Source organism: Tabrizicola sp. TH137 (assembly GCF_002855575.1).
Lineage (GTDB): Bacteria > Pseudomonadota > Alphaproteobacteria > Rhodobacterales > Rhodobacteraceae > Paragemmobacter.
The window spans coordinates 364,650-380,444 of the sequence record NZ_PKRQ01000003.1 but is presented as its reverse complement, the minus strand read 5'-3'; the positions used below and the strand labels follow the sequence as shown (position 1 = coordinate 380,444).

Annotated in this window: 16 protein-coding genes; 8 read left to right on the top strand and 8 right to left on the bottom strand. The window is 66.0% G+C overall.

The window, feature by feature from the left end; all coding sequences use genetic code 11:
* Positions 1–72 precede the first annotated feature (72 nt).
* Positions 73–924, top strand: a complete 852-nt coding sequence (locus C0V75_RS11735) for a LysR family transcriptional regulator (protein ID WP_101921306.1) — start codon at positions 73–75, stop codon at positions 922–924.
* 15 nt (positions 925–939) lie between these two features.
* On the opposite strand, the gene C0V75_RS11730 is transcribed toward C0V75_RS11735, so the two are convergent.
* Entirely contained in the window at positions 940–1,917 is a 978-nt protein-coding gene (locus tag C0V75_RS11730; protein WP_101921112.1) for an NADPH:quinone oxidoreductase family protein, read from the bottom strand.
* Positions 1,918–2,261: 344 nt separating this feature from the next.
* Here C0V75_RS11730 and C0V75_RS11725 point away from each other — a divergent pair, with 344 nt between their 5' ends.
* The 5 genes from C0V75_RS11725 (at position 2,262) to C0V75_RS11705 (ending at position 6,267) form a co-directional block, all read left to right on the top strand.
* Complete coding sequence (locus C0V75_RS11725) at positions 2,262–2,624, top strand: helix-turn-helix domain-containing protein (RefSeq protein ID WP_101921111.1); 363 nt, start codon at positions 2,262–2,264, stop codon at positions 2,622–2,624.
* Between the two features lie 95 nt (positions 2,625–2,719).
* Positions 2,720–3,517 carry an inositol monophosphatase family protein gene (locus C0V75_RS11720; RefSeq protein ID WP_101921305.1) on the top strand — a complete coding sequence of 266 codons (798 nt, stop codon included), beginning with the start codon at positions 2,720–2,722 and terminating at the stop codon, positions 3,515–3,517.
* A gap of 208 nt (positions 3,518–3,725) precedes the next feature.
* Positions 3,726–5,069: an 8-oxoguanine deaminase gene (locus C0V75_RS11715; protein ID WP_101921110.1), complete on the top strand. Its 1,344-nt coding sequence runs from the start codon at positions 3,726–3,728 to the stop codon at positions 5,067–5,069.
* A 12-nt stretch (positions 5,070–5,081) separates the two neighbouring features.
* On the top strand, positions 5,082–5,393 hold the full coding sequence (locus C0V75_RS11710) for a hypothetical protein (protein ID WP_101921109.1): 312 nt from the start codon (positions 5,082–5,084) through the stop codon (positions 5,391–5,393).
* A gap of 94 nt (positions 5,394–5,487) precedes the next feature.
* A complete protein-coding gene (locus C0V75_RS11705) occupies positions 5,488–6,267 on the top strand; it encodes a formate/nitrite transporter family protein (RefSeq protein WP_101921108.1) in 780 nt (259 codons plus the stop codon).
* 701 nt (positions 6,268–6,968) lie between these two features.
* On the opposite strand, the gene guaD is transcribed toward C0V75_RS11705, so the two are convergent.
* Complete coding sequence (gene guaD / locus C0V75_RS11700) at positions 6,969–8,264, bottom strand: guanine deaminase (protein ID WP_101921107.1); 1,296 nt, start codon at positions 8,262–8,264, stop codon at positions 6,969–6,971.
* Between the two features lie 146 nt (positions 8,265–8,410).
* On the opposite strand from guaD, the gene mgtE reads away from it, so the two are divergent.
* Both mgtE and C0V75_RS11690 read left to right on the top strand, forming a co-directional pair.
* The gene (gene mgtE, locus C0V75_RS11695) at positions 8,411–9,781 is read left to right on the top strand and encodes a magnesium transporter (RefSeq protein ID WP_101921106.1); all 1,371 of its coding nucleotides are present in this window, start codon (positions 8,411–8,413) and stop codon (positions 9,779–9,781) included.
* Positions 9,778–10,329: a 5-formyltetrahydrofolate cyclo-ligase gene (locus C0V75_RS11690; protein ID WP_101921105.1), complete on the top strand. Its 552-nt coding sequence runs from the start codon at positions 9,778–9,780 to the stop codon at positions 10,327–10,329. The genes mgtE and C0V75_RS11690 overlap by 4 nt, the downstream gene beginning before the upstream one ends.
* 86 nt (positions 10,330–10,415) lie before the next feature.
* On the opposite strand, the gene C0V75_RS11685 is transcribed toward C0V75_RS11690, so the two are convergent.
* From C0V75_RS11685 to C0V75_RS11660, 6 genes are all read right to left on the bottom strand, one after another.
* Entirely contained in the window at positions 10,416–11,795 is a 1,380-nt protein-coding gene (locus C0V75_RS11685) for an ATPase (protein WP_254216447.1), read from the bottom strand.
* 62 nt (positions 11,796–11,857) lie between these two features.
* Complete coding sequence (locus C0V75_RS11680; RefSeq protein ID WP_371410680.1) at positions 11,858–12,364, bottom strand: prepilin peptidase; 507 nt, start codon at positions 12,362–12,364, stop codon at positions 11,858–11,860.
* A gap of 6 nt (positions 12,365–12,370) precedes the next feature.
* Positions 12,371–13,216 carry a lipopolysaccharide assembly protein LapB gene (locus C0V75_RS11675; protein ID WP_101921104.1) on the bottom strand — a complete coding sequence of 282 codons (846 nt, stop codon included), beginning with the start codon at positions 13,214–13,216 and terminating at the stop codon, positions 12,371–12,373.
* A gap of 36 nt (positions 13,217–13,252) precedes the next feature.
* A complete protein-coding gene (locus C0V75_RS11670; protein ID WP_254216446.1) occupies positions 13,253–13,819 on the bottom strand; it encodes a tetratricopeptide repeat protein in 567 nt (188 codons plus the stop codon).
* Between the two features lie 7 nt (positions 13,820–13,826).
* Positions 13,827–14,807 carry a type II secretion system F family protein gene (locus C0V75_RS11665; RefSeq protein ID WP_101921103.1) on the bottom strand — a complete coding sequence of 327 codons (981 nt, stop codon included), beginning with the start codon at positions 14,805–14,807 and terminating at the stop codon, positions 13,827–13,829.
* Between the two features lie 3 nt (positions 14,808–14,810).
* Positions 14,811–15,779 carry a type II secretion system F family protein gene (locus C0V75_RS11660; RefSeq protein ID WP_101921102.1) on the bottom strand — a complete coding sequence of 323 codons (969 nt, stop codon included), beginning with the start codon at positions 15,777–15,779 and terminating at the stop codon, positions 14,811–14,813.
* Positions 15,780–15,795 lie beyond the last annotated feature (16 nt).

Genomic DNA, 15,795 nt, shown 5'->3' with positions numbered 1-15,795 from the left:
GTTGAAACATGCCGGAAGATGTGGCAGTTGAAAAATGAATGATTGTTTGGACCTGCATAAGGGAGTGTGATGATGGCGCGGGTGCTGGATCTGGTGGCGCTTCGGTCCTTTGTCGCGGTGGTGGATGCCGGGGGGGTGACGCGGGCGGCGGGGTTGCTGAACCTCACGCAATCGGCGGTGTCGATGCAGTTGAAACGGCTGGAGGAGTCGCTGAACCTCGGGCTTTTCGCGCGGGCGGCGCGCAAGCTGACCCTGACGCCGGAGGGGGAGCAGTTGCTGGGCTTTGCGCGGCGGATGCTGGCCTTGAATGACGAGGCGCTGGCGCGGCTGACCTCATCGAGTTTCGAGGGGGAAATCCGCCTGGGCGTGCCGCATGACATCGTCTATCCGGCGATTCCCGGCATTCTGAAGCGGCTGTCGGCGCAGTTTCCCCGGGTGCGGGTGAATCTGGTGTCGTCCTTCACCGTGCTGTTGAAGGAGTCCTTCGCGAAGGGCGAGCTGGACCTGATCCTGACCACCGAGGATGCGGCAGGGCAGGGTGGCGAGGAACTGGCGGTCAGGCCGCTGGTCTGGGTCGGGGCAGAGGAAGGGCAGGTCTGGCAGAAGCGGCCGTTGCGGATCGGCTTCAAGGATACCTGTATCTTTCGGCGCAAGGCGGTGACGGCGCTGGAGGCGGCGGGCATTCCCTGGGAGATGGCCGTGGATGGCGAGAGCGAGCAGGCCATCGAGGCGACGGTGGCGGCGGATCTGGCGATTTCGGCCCGGTTGACGAATGCGATGCCGCAGGGGCTTTTCCCGATCGAGACGCGGGGAACGCTGCCCGATCTGGGGGCGCAGATGATCTGCCTTTATGCGGCGCCGACCCTGCGGGGGGAGGCGGCGGAGCTGCTGCGGCAGGAGATCCGCAACGCCTATTGCTGCTAGGGCACGGCGCGGGGGTCAGCGGGCGGTTTCGGGGGTGATGTCGATCACCACCTTGCCGGTGGCGGCGCGGCTGCGGAGCAGGTCGAGGCCCTGCGGCAGCGCCTCGAAGGGCAGGCGGTGGGAGACATGCGGCTTCAGCCGCCCTTCGGCCTGCCAGAGCAGCAGGGTGGCGAGGCTGTCGCGCAGCAGATGCGGTGCGACGGCGAGGTAGCCACCCCACCAGAAGCCGATCACGGTGAGGTTCTTCACCAGCAGCAGGTTGGCAGGCACCTGCGGGACGCTGCCCGAGGCGAAGCCGATGGCGAGAAGGCGGCCATCGGGGCGGGTGGCGCGGAGGGCGGCGTCGAAGGCGGGGCCGCCGACGGGATCATAGACCACATCCACGCCACCCAGCGCCTTGAGCGCGGCCTTGAGGTCGGGCGTGTCGCTGTCGATCACCTCATCCGCCCCGGCGGCGCGGGCGATGGCGCATTTCTCGGCCCCGCGCGCGCAGGCGATGACGCGGGCGCCCATCAGATGGCCGATCTCGACCGCCGTGAGGCCGACGCCCCCGGCGGCACCGAGGACGAGCAGCGTTTCGCCCGGCTGGAGCCGTGCCTTGTGGGAAAGGGCGAGGTGGGAGGTGCCATAGGCGATCTGGAAGCCGGCGGCTTCGGCGAAGGGCAGGCTGTCGGGCAGGGGCAGCAGGCTTTCGACGGGGAAGCATCCCCGTTCGGCAAGGCCGCCATGGCCGGCATAGACCGCGACCCGCGTTCCGGGGGGCGGGCCGGCCGTGCCGGGGCCGAGGGCAAGGACGGTTCCGGCCAGTTCGAGGCCGGGAATGAAGGGGAGGGCGGGTTTGTCCTGATACTTGCCCTCTGCCATCAGCAGATCGGCGAAGTTCAGGCCGCAGGCGTGGATGGCGACCAGCGCCTCGCCCGGGCCTGGCTGGGGATCGGGAAGGTCGAGGAGGCGTGCAGGCTGGCCCAGGACTTCGATCTGCCAGGCGCGCATCCGGTTACCTTTCCCCCTAGGCGTGTCCCTTGCGCAGATAGCGCAAGGATAGGCAGCCACCAAAGTAAAATTTGTTGCATTCCGCGAAAAGCACTGCGCGACAGTTGCAAAACGAAATGCAAAATGCAAAAATCTTTGTGCGCGAGTCTGTCGATCCTGGCTAAGCCTGCGGTTCAGCGGGGCCTTTCGGGCAAAGCTTGTTCTTCGTTCGTATAAAATGAACTATCCCAAACGACAGGTTTTTGCGTTCTTCGGTGTCGAATCTTGTGGAAAACTGCCCGGTGGTAATTTTCGGCATCAAATTTGCTTGTAACATGGTAGGGGACGATGTCGAGGAGTACCAAATGAAACATCCCGTGGACGCCCATGTTGGCAAGCGTATCCGCCACCGGCGCTGGATGGTTGGCATGACGCAGCAGCAACTTGCCGACAAGGTCGGGATCAAGTTCCAGCAGATTCAGAAATACGAAACCGGCATGAACCGCGTCTCGGCCTCGCGGCTGTGGGACATCGCGGATGCGCTGGGTGTGACGATCGGCTTTTTCTTCGAAGGGCTGGATGACAGCCGGGAAAGCGCGCAGGCGGCCGAGGGCGACTTCATGGCCGACAAGGAAGCGCTGGAACTGGTGCGGTCCTATTACGCGATCCCCGAAGCGCAGCGCCGCCGCCTGTTCGACCTTGCCCGCGTGTTGAGCGACGCGGCCTGATCCCCCTGCCGGGGCTGCCACCCCGGCTTCGAATGCTTGACCAGGGTCCCCTCGTGCGGATAGCGCGGGGGGACATGCTTTTTGGGGGATGCGGGATGCGGGTGTCGGAACGGGAAGCGGCGGAGCTGATCGCCACGGCGGCGGAACTGGCGGATGCGGCGCGGGAGGCGACGCTGCTGCATTTCCGGCGGGCCGACCTGACGGCGGACACCAAGGAGACGGAGCGGTTCGATCCCGTGACGGTGGCCGACCGGCTGTCGGAAGAGCGGATGCGCGCCATCCTGAAGCGCCGCCGTCCCCAGGATGGCATTCTGGGCGAGGAATTCGGGGCCGAGGCGGGGACGAGCGGGCTGACCTGGGTGCTGGACCCGATCGACGGGACGCGCGGCTATCTGTCGGGGACGCCGACCTGGGGGGTGCTGATTTCGGTGCGGGACGCAGAGGGGCCGATCTACGGGATCATCGACCAGCCCTATATCCGCGAACGGTTCGAGGGGGGCTTGGGCCGGGCCGAGGTGAACGGGCCATCGGGGCGGGCGCCGTTGCGCTGCCGGGGGGCAAGGCCGCTGACGGAGGCGATTCTCTTTTCCACCTTTCCCGAGGTGGGCACGGCCGAAGAGGGCGCGGCCTTCCGGCGTGTCGTTCCGCAGGTGCGGCTGACGCGCTATGGCACGGATTGCTATGGCTATGCGCTGATTGCGGCGGGGATGGTGGATCTGGTGATCGAGGCCGGGTTGCAGGCCTATGACGTGCAGGCCCCCATTGCGGTGATCGAGGCAGCGGGGGGCATCGTCACCGATTGGGAGGGGCGGCCCTGCCCGGACGGGGGCCGCGTGCTGGCCGCCGCGAACCGCGAGGTGCATGCGGCGGCGCTGGCCTTGTTGCGGGGCTAGACCTGCGGCGTTGCGCCTGGGTCTGGCCGTGGTTTTTTGAGTATTTGGGCCAAGATGAAGCTGGCAGGGGCAGGGGTTTTGCTGCGGGCGGGGCTTGGCCTGCGGCGCGGCCAGGGCTAGGCTGGCCGGGTGCGGGCCGAGTCCTTCCCCCTTCTGTCGCCCGCCGTTCCCGATCCACCGAAGGGGGTGGGCGAGAAGGGAGCATTCCATGCCTGAGAGAGAGATTCTGATCCGCGGCGCGGCGGCGGTCGTGACCATGGATGGCGCGCGGCGCGAGATTGCGGGGGGCGATGTGCTGCTCCGCGGGGGCGTGGTGGCCGCCGTGGGGGAGGGGCTGGGCAGCGCGGGCGAGGTGGTGGAGGCGGCGGGTTGCGTGGTGACGCCGGGATTGGTGAACACGCATCATCACCTGTATCAGACGCTGACGCGGGCGGTGCCGGGGGGGCAGGATGCGCTGCTCTTTGGCTGGCTGAAGACGCTCTATCCGATCTGGGGGCGGTTCGGGCCGGAGGAGATGTTCGTTTCCGCGCAGGTGGGGCTGGCGGAACTGGCGCTGTCGGGCTGCACGCTGACCTCGGATCATCTTTACCTTTATCCCAACGGATCGCGGCTGGATGACACGATTGCCGCCGCCGCCGAGGTGGGGCTGCGGTTCCATCCGACGCGGGGGGCGATGAGCATCGGGGAAAGTGACGGGGGGCTGCCGCCGGATGCGCTGGTGGAGCGGGAGGCGACGATTCTGGAGGATTGCATCCGGGTGGTGGATGCCTTTCACGACTCGCGCGAGGGGGCGATGGTGCGGGTGGGGCTGGCGCCCTGTTCGCCGTTCTCCGTCAGCCGCGACCTGATGCGGGAGGCGGCGGTACTGGCGCGGGACAAGGGGGTGATGCTGCATACCCATCTGGCGGAGAATGACGAGGATATCGCCTATTCGCTGGCCCAATTCGGCTGCCGTCCGGGGCAATATGCGGAGGAATTGGGCTGGGTGGGGGAGGATGTCTGGCACGCGCATTGCGTGAAGCTGGATGGTTCTGAAATTGAACTTTTCGGGCAGTCGGGGACGGGGGTGGCGCATTGCCCCTGTTCGAATTGTCGATTGGGGTCGGGTATCGCGCCGGTGCGGGCGATGCGGGATCGGGGCGTGAAGGTGGGGCTTGGCGTGGACGGGTCGGCGTCGAACGATGCGGGCAATCTGGTGGGCGAGGCGCGGATGGCGATGCTGTTGCAGCGCGTGGCGCGCGGGGCGGATGCGATGGGGGTGCGCGAGGCGCTGGAGATCGCGACGCTGGGCGGGGCGCGGGTTCTGGGGCGGAGCGATTGCGGATCGCTGGAGGTGGGCAAGCGGGGGGATGTGGCCGTCTGGGATGTTTCGGGGGTCGAATCGGCGGGGAGCTGGGACCCGGTGGGGGCGCTGCTTCTGTGCGGCCCTGCGCGGGTGAAGCATCTGTTTGTCGAGGGAAAACAGGTGGTTCGGGAGGGGGAGATGGTGACGATCGACCTGCCCCGCGTGGTGGAGCGGCAGATGCGTCTGGCGGCGCGGCTGATGGGGTGATAGGCGGGGGCCATGTCGCATAATTTCGAAGCCCAGCGCCGCGAGACCTTTGCCACCTTCAAGGGGGTGAAGGGCCTGCCCGCGCAATCCGTGATCGACTTCATCTTCTTTGTCGAAGAGACGGATGCGAATTGGGGGGCCTTTGAAAAGGCCTTGAAAGCAAGGGGTTTCAAGACAAGGCGGGTGGGGGATGGCGAGACGGTCATCGCCAGTTTCGGCCCCATCCCCGTGACGCCCGAGGCGATCTGGGACAAGGAACGGCTGGCCACCGAGATTGCGCTGGCGCATGATTTCTATCCCGATGGCTGGGAACTGGCCGAGTAGGGTTGCACCATTATCGGCTGTGCCGTGTTTTGTGCCGCAAACTGTGGTCACGCGCCGTGCGGCCCATTGAGGCGGTGCGCAACGGGGGGATGCGATGCCGGAACCGCTGGATGCCTATAGACCCGCCGAGATCGGCGCGCTGATCGAGACGGCGGGGGTGGCCAAGGCGGCGCTGCCCGCCGGGCGGATGCTGGTGCTGGCCGTGCTGGCGGGGTGTTTCATCGGGTTCGGGGCGGCGGTCTGGTGCGTGGCGATGGCGGGGGTGGACCCCGGTTTCGGCCCCGGCCGCGTGCTGGGCGGGGTGGTCTTTGCGCTGGGCCTGATCCTTGTGGTGGTGGGCGGGGCGGAGCTGTTCACCGGCAATGCGCTGATGGTGATGGCGGCGGTGGATCGGCGGATCACGGTGGGGGCGCTGCTGCGGAATTGGGGGATTGTCTGGATCGGCAATCTGATCGGGGCGGCGGGGCTGGCGCTGGCCTTCGGGATGGCGGGGCTGGCCGAGGGGCCGATGGGGGCGGCGGCGCTGCGGGCGGCGGAGGCCAAGGCGGGGCTCGGGCCGGTCGAGGCGGTGGTCCGGGGGGCGCTGTGCAATGCGCTGGTCTGTCTGGCGATCTGGCTGAGTTTCGCGGCGCGGTCGGTGACGGACCGGGTGCTGGCGGTGCTGTGGCCGGTCACGGCTTTCGTGGCGCTGGGGCTGGAACATTCGGTGGCCAATATGTTCCTGCTGCCTTTGGGCTGGATTGCGGGGGGTGAGGTGTCGCTGGCGGGGGCCGTGGGGAACCTGCTCTGGGTGAGCCTTGGTAATGTGATCGGCGGGGCGGGGGGCGTGGCGCTGGCCTATCGCCTGGCCTATCCGGCGATGGCGGGGAAGTAGCGGGGCGCTGCCGGTGGGAGAAAGGTCAGGGGGCGTTCCGCCCCCTCTTGGCGCTTTGCGCCAATTCACCCCCTGAGAGTATTTTTCGCCAAGATGAAACTGGGGCGGGGCGTTAAGGTTAATGGGTTGGGGTTTGGGGGAAGTGTTGGGGTTTTGGCGGTGATCTGCGGCTTGGACGGAGGCCGGGGTGGGGCGGCTTTCGGGGGAGGGGGACAGGCCGCGCTTGGTGGGGCAGAAGGAAAGGGTCGTTCCGCCCCCTCTTGGCGCTTTGCGCCATTTCACCCCCTGAGAGTATTTTTCGCCAAGATGAAGATGGGGCGGGGCGTTAAGGTTAATGGGTTGGGGTTTGGGGGAAGTGTTTGGGTTCTGGCGGTGATCTGCGGCTTGGACGGAGGCCGGGGTGGGGCGGCTTGCGGGGGTGGGGGACAGGCCGCGCTTGGTGGGGCAGAGGGAAAGGAGCGTTCCGCCCCCTCTTGGCGCTTTGCGCCAATTCACCCCCTGAGAGTATTTTTCGCCAAGATGAAGATGGGGCGGGGCGTTAAGGTTAAAGGGTTGGAGTTTAAGGGAATTTCGATGGGTTTTGGCGGGGCGGCGGGACGGCGGGACGAGTCGGGCGGTGCGGGGGCGGTCTGGTCGGGTAGGGGGTGGTCGGGTGATCTGCGGGGATAACCTTCAGTTGTTCTTTCTGATGGAATTAAACCCTAGGTTAGTTCAAGGGGTTGCCGCAGGGGTTTGCCGCCGATCCAGACGGACCTTATTGCGCGGTCATCGCCCATCATGATGGTGGGGAAGAGCGCCTCCCAGAGCGTTTCGGCCCGCGCGCTGGCCTGTGCGATGGCGGGGGTGGAGGCGAGGTCGAGGATCGTCAGGTCGGCTTCCATCCCGGGGGCGATGTTGCCGATGCGGTCTTCGGCGTGGAGGGCGCGGGCGGAGCCGACGGTGGCGAGCCAGATCAGTTGCGAGGGATGCAGCGCCTGCCCGCGCAACTGGGCGATTTCATAGGCGGCGGCCATCGTGTGCAGCATGGAGAAGGAGGACCCGCCGCCGGTATCGGTGGCAAGGCCCACCCGGAGCTGCCGGGCGAGGGACATGTCGAAGAGGCCGGAGCCGATGAAGCTGTTGGAGGTGGGGCAATGGACGAGGCTGGCCCCGGCCTCGATCAGGCGGGCGCGTTCGCGGTCGGTCAGGTGGATGGCGTGGCCGTAGAGTGCGCCTTCGCGCAGGAGGCCCTGCGCCTCGTAGGTGTCGAGATAGTCGCGGGACTGGGGGAAGAGGGCGCGGACCCAGTCGATCTCATCCGTCTGTTCGGAGAGGTGGGTCTGCATCAGGCAATCGGGATATTCGCGCCAGAGCGCGCCCAGCGCGGCAAGCTGTTCCGGGGTGGAGGTGGGCGAGAAGCGGGGGGTGATGACATAGGAGAGGCGGCCCACCCCGTGCCATTTCTCCAGGAGTGCCTTGCTGTCGTCATAGGCGGATCGGGCGGTGTCGCGCAGGCCTTCGGGGGCGTTGCGGTCCATGCAGGTCTTGCCGGCATAGAGGCGCATGCCGCGGGTCTGGGCGGCGGTGAAGATGGCGTCCACGCTGGCGGGATGGATCGTGGCATAGGTGCAGACGGTGGTGGTGCCATGGGCGGTGGCGAGGTCGAGGTAGCGGTTGGCGATGACCTCGGCATAGGCGGGATCCTTGAACCGCATCTCTTCGGGGAAGGTATAGCTGTTCAGCCAGTCGATCAGCCGCTTGCCCCAGGAGGCGATGATGGCGGTCTGGGGGTAGTGGACATGGGCGTCGATGAAGCCTGCGGTGATGAGGCTGCGGCCATAGTCATGGATACGCGCCTGCGGGTGGCGGCGGCGCAGGTCATCGGCGGGGCCGGTCGCGGTGATGCGGCCGCCTTCGATGAGGATGGCGCCATGGCTTTCGTGCTGGGCGGCGGTTTCGCCGGCCGCGAAGGGATCGGCGGTGAAGCGGAGCACCTGCCCCAGAAGAATATCGGCCATCTGCTGCCCCTTGTTCCCGCCGCTTTTGGCGCGTCATGCATCGCTTGCAAACCTATGGTCTTTCGGCGCATGGGTAAATTTCCCCATGCCCCCTGTTTCGCAGAAACAGCTTTCGCTAGGCTGGGGGTAATCGGGCAGGGTGCGGGATGGCGGAAAACGAGGCAGCGGTCGAAGAGATCGAACTGGACGATGCCCGCGTGGAGGCGATCCGGGCGGCGGTGTCGGCTGGGGATCGGGCGCTTGTCCTTGGCTTGGTGGAGCCGCTGCATGCCGCCGATATCGCCGACTTTCTGGAACAGATCGACGCGGGGGAGCGGCGGGAGTTCCTTGCGCTCTATTCCGGCGCGTTCGGCGGCGACCTTCTGTCGGAGATCGACGAGACGATCCGCGAAGAGGTGATCGCGGCCCTGCCTGCCGAGGTGGTGGCCGAGGCGGTGCGCGATCTGGATACCGATGACGTGGTCGATATCCTTGAGGACCTTGAGGCGCCGGCGCAGGGGCGCATCCTGGATGCGCTGGATATGGCCGACCGGGTGGCGGTGGAACAGGCGATGGCCTATCCGGAAGGGTCGGCAGGCCGCCTGATGCAGCGCGAGGTGGTGGTGGCACCCGAACACTGGACGGTGGGCGAGGCGATTGATTTCCTGCGCGGGGCGGAGGTCTTGCCCGACCAGTTCTATCACGTGATCCTCGTCGATCCGCGGATGAAGCCCCTGGGCTATGTCACGCTGGGGCGAATCCTCTCGGCGCGGCGCGAGGTGGCTCTGCGGGATCTGGTGGAGGACAGTTTCCGCACGGTGGAGGCGACGGAGGAGGAGGCCGAGGTCGCCTATATCTTCAACCAGTATCACCTGATTTCCTGCCCTGTGGTGGATGCGGGGGGGCGGCTGGTCGGCGTCATCACCATCGACGATGCGATGAACGTGCTGGATGAGGAGCATGAGGAGGACATGCTGCGTCTGGCCGGCGTGGGCGAGGAGGCGAGCGTGTTGGACGGCCCCCTAGCCACGGTGCGGCAGCGGTTGCCCTGGCTGGTGGTCAACCTGTTCACGGCGTCGATTTCGGCCTTCGTCATCTCGCGCTTCGAGGCGACGATCACGGCCATCGTGGCGCTGGCGGCGCTGATGCCGATTGTCGCGTCCACGGGGGGGATTGCGGGGACGCAGTCGCTGGCCGTGGCGGTGCGGGCGCTGGCGACGCGGGACCTGACGGCGGCCAATGCGCGGCGGGTGGTGCTGCGGGAACTGGCGGCGGGGGCGTTGAACGGGCTGGCGCTGGCGGTGATCATCGGGCTGGCGGGATGGGCGATCTTTGGCGATCCCTGGATCGGGGGGGTGCTGGCCATGGCGATGGTGGTGAACCAGATCGTGGCGGCGCTGGGGGGTGTTCTGGTGCCGCTGACGCTGGAACGGCTGGGGCTGGACCCGGCGCTGGCCTCGGGGACCTTTGTCACGACGCTGACGGATGTGATGGGGTTCCTGGCTTTCCTCGGGCTGGCGACGCTGGTGCTGATATGACGATCGAGGCGGAGAAGGCGGCGGCGCGGAAGGCGGCTTTCGCGGCGCGGAAAGAGGCCTTTGCCAGGGGGCAGGGGCAGGCGGCGGAACTGCTGGCCGATGTGCTGGCCCCGCATCGGGGGAAGGCCCTTGCGGGATATATGGCGATGCGGACCGAGATCGACCCGATGGCGGCGATGGCGGCGCATCAGGGGCCGGTGGGGGTGCCGGTGATCCTCGGGCCGGGGCAGGCGCTGCGCTTTCGCGAATGGTCGCCGGGCTGCGCCATGGTGGCGGGGGAGTTCGGGGCGCTGATCCCGGCTGAGGGGGCCTGGGTGGAGCCGGAGGTGGTGATTGTCCCGCTCGTGGCCTTTGATGCGCGGGGCTATCGGCTGGGCTATGGCGGGGGGTTCTATGACCGCACGCTGGCGAGGTTGCGGGCGCGGCATACGGTTCTGGCGGTGGGCTTTGCCTTCGCGGCGCAGGAAGTGCCGGAGGTACCGATTGATGACTTCGATCAGCGGCTGGACGTGATCGTGACGGAGGCGGGCATCCGCCACTTTCCCTGAGTTGATTTCATCTGTTTGAAAATATCCCACGGGGGTCCGGGGGTGTGAAACCCCCGGTCCTGCCGTTTCAACCCGCGCAAGGCGGATTACTTGGCGATCTTCTCGTCGCGGACGAACATGTTGGCCCAGGCGCGGTCGATCAGGTCGGGGGTCATCTGGTAGGGGATGCCCTCGAATTCGCAGATGGAGATCATCTGGTCGATAAGATAGACCGGCTGGTAATTCGCGTAGTTGTTGTTGATGGTCGGATACTTGACCTTCAGCAGATGGACGAGCGCCTTTTCGTCCAGCGGCATCTTCTTCTTGCGCGCGACGAGGGCGAAGATCTTCAGGAAATTCTCCTGGCTCGGGCCGTCGATCTTGATCTTGAAGAAGATCCGCCGCAGGGCCGCGCCGTCGAAAATCTCGTTCGGGTGGAAGTTGGTGGAGAAGATCACCAGCGTGTCGAAGGGGACGGTGAATTTCTCGCCCGATTGCAGGGCCAGGATATCGCGGCTTTCTTCCAGCGGCACGATCCAGCGGTTGACGATCTTTTGCGGCGGTTCGGCCTGGCGGCCGAGGTCGTCGATGATGAAGATGCCGCCGGTGGCCTTGAGTTGCAGGGAGGCGGTGTAGGTCCGGGCGGTGGGGTTGTATTTCAGGTCGAGCATGTCGAGCGTCAGTTCGCCGCCGGTGATGACGGTGGGGCGTTCGCAGCGCACGTAGCGGGGATCGTAGCGGTTGCCCGACCGGCGGATGGAATTGGGATCGTCCATCTGCTCTTCGGCAGCGGAATGGACGATCGGGTCATAGACCGTGATGATCTGGCCCGCATATTCGATGGCGCGGGGGACATAGATCTTGTCACCCAGCGCATCGCGGATGCCGTTCGAGATCGAGGATTTCCCGTTGCCGGGTGGGCCATACATCAGGATGGACCGGCCGGAGGTGACGGCGGGGCCGAGATTGTCGATCAGGTCGGGGGGCAGGATGAGATGACCCATCCCCTTGAGCAGTTCCTGCCGGGTCAGGGTGATGTTGCGGATCGACTGCCGCTTGACCTGTTCCTTGTAGGCCTCCAGCGGCACGGGGGCGGCGCCGTAATATTCCGACTGCGCCAGCGCATCGAGGGCGCGGGCCTTGCCGGCATCGGTGAGCTGATAGCCCATTTCGTTGCCGGAAGTGGCGTGGAGTGTCCCCGTCGCCTCGACATAGCGCTGGCTGCGGGCGAGGTCGATCAGTTCCTGGATCAGGGTCACGGGAAGGCAGATCACGCGCGACAGATCGGAGATATGTTCCTTGTTCGTGCGGAACATGGTCTTGAGCAGCAGGTCGCGCAGCAGGACGGGCGAGAGGCCGGTTTCGGCCAGCGTCTTGGGCTGCGGCGGGGCCGGGACCCCGGCCGGGGGGGCGTGCAGGACGGGAGCCTCGGCCGTGGCGGCCTGCGGGAGGGGGGCGGAGGAGAGGGAGGCGGTCTGGGCGGTCATGCCTGCGGGACTCCGGTCTTGGGCATCATCCCGGGTGGATTATCCCCCATTCGTGGAGAAATTCAGGCAGAGATGAGGAGACCGAGCAGAAAGTAGAAACTGAGCGCGCCCGCAAGGGCGAGGCCCATGGGGAATTTGCGATGCGTCCAGCTTGCCCAATCGGGCGTGGCGCGGCGCATGGCGGGGATGGCGCGCATCAGGCGATGGGCGGCGAAGGCGGCAAGCAGGCAGCCGCCGAAAAGGGTGAAGACGAGGCCGGGGCTGCTGCCTGCGAAGAAGGGCGCCATGGCGGCGGCGAATTTCGCATCCCCCGCGCCGACCATCCGCAGGGTGGAGGCGAGGAAGCCCGCGACCAGCGTGATGGCCCCCAGGGCATAGCCCCAGAGATAGAGGTCGAAGGGCAGGGCGATCAGGCCGAAGAGGACATAGGCGGCGGCCAGCGTCAGCACGGCGATATTGGGGATCCGCATGAATTTCATGTCGGACCAGGCGACCCAGAGGCTGATCGGCAGGACCGGAACCAGGAACCACAGCGCCGTCCAGACGGGCGGCAGATCGGTCGTCATCATGCCGGATCAGGCCTCGAGCGCGGCAAGGCTGCGGACGGCAGCCTCGAAATGCTGCGGGTGGGTGGAGATGGCGTCCTGAAGCAGCGCCTTGCCCACCGAGACATCGCCCTTCTTGATGGCGGTGAGGGCGAGGGTGTAGAGCAGTTCGGCCTTTTCCGTCTGGGTCATCTGGATGACGGGAAGGTCGTATTTCCGCTGCGCGCCGCGCGCCATGACGAGGTTGTTCTTGGCGGTGAAGAGGCTGTCGTCATAGGTGAGGGCCTGCACGAACAGCCGTTCGGCCCCGGCGAAATCCTGCCGCGAGAGTTTGGAGAAGCCCCAGTTGTTATAGACGCCGGCGGGTTTGGTGGTCATGCCCGCGGCGGTTTCATAGAAGCTGTCGGCCTTCTTCCAGTCCTTCTTGCTGTCGGCGACCATGGCTTCGAGCCGGTAGCGTTCGAAGGTTTCATGGGTGGGCGGGATGCGGTTCAGTTCCGCCTCGGCCTTTTTCCAGTCGTTCTGGCGGATGTAGGAATCGGCAAGCGAGACGCGGTCATCCAGCGTGCCTTCGGGCGAGGCGGCGACGGCGGCCCAGACGGTGGAGGCATCGGCGGGGCGGTTCGCGCGGATCAGGGATTTGGCGAGGCCGCGCTTGAGGTCGATGCGGTCGGGGTTCTCGGTCGAGGCCTTGGTGAAATAGGCCACGGCCTCGTTCGGGTCGCCCACGGTGAGCATGATGTCGTTGAGGTTCGTCTCGTCGATGACGTTGACGCTCTGGATGGCGCGCTGCACCTCGGCATCCGAGGTTCTGTTGCAGGCGGAAAGGCCCACGGTGCCTGCAAGGCACAGGGCGACGATGACCGGGTGGCGCATGTTGCTGCGTCCTTTTGCTGCTCGACCTCTTGGTCCCTAGAGCTGCGAGAGGAGGACGAAACGCCCCTGGCCCCGCCGCACGAGGGTAAAATTCGGTTCTTCTTGCGGCCCATCATATACCGAAGTTTCGCTTTCGGCGATAGCGAGGCGCAGATTTTCGCGGATGGAGTCCGTTTGGCCACTGTCGAGCGCGAAGGCCTGCTGGAAGATGCGCCGGGCTTCGCCGGGTTTGCCGCGTTCCATCAGCACGACGCCGAGGTTGTTGAGGGCGGGCACGAAGGTCGGGTCTTCCTTGACGGCCTGGCGGAGGATGGTTTCGGCCTGACCGAGGCGGCCGAGTTGCAGGTTGGCCGAGCCGATGGCGGAGAGGACATCGGCATTCACCCCGATCTCGCCCGCTGCGCGCATATAGGCGCGCAGGGCGAGTTCATATTCGCCGGAATCCATCAGGCGATGGCCGACGATGAGCCCGTCCTCGCCGGTGGCGCGGCGGTCCACGCCGGGCGGGGTCAGCCCGTCAGATGCGGTTCGGCCGCCCGTCGATTGACAGGCGGCCAGAAGCAGGGCGCCTGCTGCAAGAACAGGCCAGAGTTTCGGTCGCACCCTTCGGTCAGCCTCCAAATGCCTTCACGACGCCATGCAGCGAGGGTCCGATGAGGATCACCATCAGCGGCGGGACGGTAAAGAACATTGTGCCGAGGGTCAGCTTCGTGGGCAAGGTGTTTGCCTTCTCTTCGGCGCGCATCACGCGTTTGTCCCGCATTTCGGCGGAATAGACACGCAAGGCCTCGGCGATCGAGGTACCGAAGGTGGCGGACTGGATCATCGTGGTGACGAAGGAGGTGATGTCGGGCAGGCCGACCCGTTCGGACAGGTCGCGCAGCACGGTGACGCGTTCCTTGCCGGCGCGGGTTTCCTGGCTGACGATTTCAAGCTCTTCGGCCAGGTCCGGATAGGCGGGGCCGATCTCCTTGGCGACGCGGGCGATGGACTGGTCGAGCGACTGGCCCGCCTCGACGCAGACGAGCATCATGTCGAGCGCGTCGGGGAAGCCTTCGGTGATGAGCTGCTGGCGGGTCTGGAGGCGGCGCTGCACCCAGTAGGTGGGCAGGTAATAGCCGGCGGCAGCGGGCAGCAGGGTGGACATGGCCATGCCCTGCATGTCGAGCGGCTGCGAGCGGCTGACGAGATAGGCGTAGATCACGCCGAGCATCAGCATCCCGAAAGCCAGCAGGAACTGCATCGCGTGGAACATGCGGACGGCATTCTTGCCGCGATAGCCGGCGCGCAGCATCTTGAGCCGCGCCGCCGACATCTGTTCCTTGTCCTTCGGTTCAAGGAAATGGGCGAAGCGGTTCAGCTTGTCGGACTTGTCGCCGGAGCGGCGCAGCGCGCCTTCGCGCGACTCGCGGTCGCGGGCCTGCGACTGGTTGCGGGCCTCTTTCTTGAGCTTGTCGAAGGGTTCGGCCTCGCGCCGCAGGAAGAAGGGCAGCGCGATGATGATGAGCATCAGGCCGAGACCGCCTGCCAGCAGGAGCGGGCCCTGCGGCCCCAGATGGCCGATGATGAGGGCGTTCAGGGAGTCGATCATGGGTCAGACCTTGATGTTGACCATCATCTTCATGAAGATGACGTTGACCACGAGGAAGGCGACGACCACGAGCGCAGCGGGAACGAAATACTGCGTTTCGCGCACGCCATCGTAATAGTCGGGCTTGAGCATCTGGATCAGCACGATCGCCGCGATCGGGAAGCCCGACAGGAACATGCCGGACCATTTCGCCTCGGCCGTGATGGCCTTGACGCGGCGGAAGAGCTTGAACCGGGCGCGGATCACCTTGGCGAGACCGTCGAGGATTTCGGCAAGGTTGCCCCCCGATTGCTGCTGGATCGAGACGGCGACGGCGAGGAAGTGGAGGTCCTGGTTTTCCATCCGCGAGGCAAAGGCGCGGAGGCTTTCCGAGATGTCGCGGCCATAGGTCGCCTCGTCGGCGATCAGGCCGAATTCGGTGCCGAGCGGATCGGCCACTTCCTTGGACACGATGGCGACGGCGTTCGAGAAGGGATGCCCCACGCGCAGCGAGCGCACCATCAGTTCGACGGCATCGGGAAGCTGTTCCTCCAGCAGCATCATCCGTTTCTTGGCCTTCTTGGAGACCCAGAAATAGACGCCGCCCACGCCCATGCCGATGGCCAGCGCGATGCGGACCGGGGTTTCGGCCTGGGTGGCGAAGGTCAGGCCGACATAGGCCACCACTGCCAGGACGGCCATGATGAGGACAAGCTGCTTGGGCGAGAAGGCGATGTTGGCCTTCTGCGCCTTGGAGGCAAGGATCTTGTAGAGCGGGATGCCGCGCGCATGCATGTGCTGCGACATTTCCTTGCGGAGCTGTTCCAGCACCTGTTCGCGGTTCTGGTTCTTTTCCAGAAGCGCGAGGCGGCGGCTGACCTTGGAGTTGAGGCTGATCGACTTGCCGAAGACGGTCAGATAGAGCCCCTCGACCAGAACGACGACGGCCACGAAGATCAGGATATAGATGATCGGGGCGGCACTGAATTCCATGTTGTGACTACCTGGT

Bases quoted from the DNA above. Each gene is read 5' to 3' on its own strand.
- C0V75_RS11735 (WP_101921306.1), top strand. From the start codon at position 73: ATGGCGCGGGTGCTGGATCTGGTGGCGCTTCGGTCCTTTGTCGCGGTG.
- C0V75_RS11730 (WP_101921112.1), bottom strand. From the start codon at position 1,917: ATGCGCGCCTGGCAGATCGAAGTCCTGGGCCAGCCTGCACGCCTCCTC.
- C0V75_RS11725 (WP_101921111.1), top strand. From the start codon at position 2,262: ATGAAACATCCCGTGGACGCCCATGTTGGCAAGCGTATCCGCCACCGG.
- C0V75_RS11720 (WP_101921305.1), top strand. From the start codon at position 2,720: ATGCGGGTGTCGGAACGGGAAGCGGCGGAGCTGATCGCCACGGCGGCG.
- C0V75_RS11715 (WP_101921110.1), top strand. From the start codon at position 3,726: ATGCCTGAGAGAGAGATTCTGATCCGCGGCGCGGCGGCGGTCGTGACC.
- C0V75_RS11710 (WP_101921109.1), top strand. From the start codon at position 5,082: ATGTCGCATAATTTCGAAGCCCAGCGCCGCGAGACCTTTGCCACCTTC.
- C0V75_RS11705 (WP_101921108.1), top strand. From the start codon at position 5,488: ATGCCGGAACCGCTGGATGCCTATAGACCCGCCGAGATCGGCGCGCTG.
- guaD (WP_101921107.1), bottom strand. From the start codon at position 8,264: ATGGCCGATATTCTTCTGGGGCAGGTGCTCCGCTTCACCGCCGATCCC.
- mgtE (WP_101921106.1), top strand. From the start codon at position 8,411: ATGGCGGAAAACGAGGCAGCGGTCGAAGAGATCGAACTGGACGATGCC.
- C0V75_RS11690 (WP_101921105.1), top strand. From the start codon at position 9,778: ATGACGATCGAGGCGGAGAAGGCGGCGGCGCGGAAGGCGGCTTTCGCG.
- C0V75_RS11685 (WP_254216447.1), bottom strand. From the start codon at position 11,795: ATGACCGCCCAGACCGCCTCCCTCTCCTCCGCCCCCCTCCCGCAGGCC.
- C0V75_RS11680 (WP_371410680.1), bottom strand. From the start codon at position 12,364: ATGATGACGACCGATCTGCCGCCCGTCTGGACGGCGCTGTGGTTCCTG.
- C0V75_RS11675 (WP_101921104.1), bottom strand. From the start codon at position 13,216: ATGCGCCACCCGGTCATCGTCGCCCTGTGCCTTGCAGGCACCGTGGGC.
- C0V75_RS11665 (WP_101921103.1), bottom strand. From the start codon at position 14,807: ATGATCGACTCCCTGAACGCCCTCATCATCGGCCATCTGGGGCCGCAG.
- C0V75_RS11660 (WP_101921102.1), bottom strand. From the start codon at position 15,779: ATGGAATTCAGTGCCGCCCCGATCATCTATATCCTGATCTTCGTGGCC.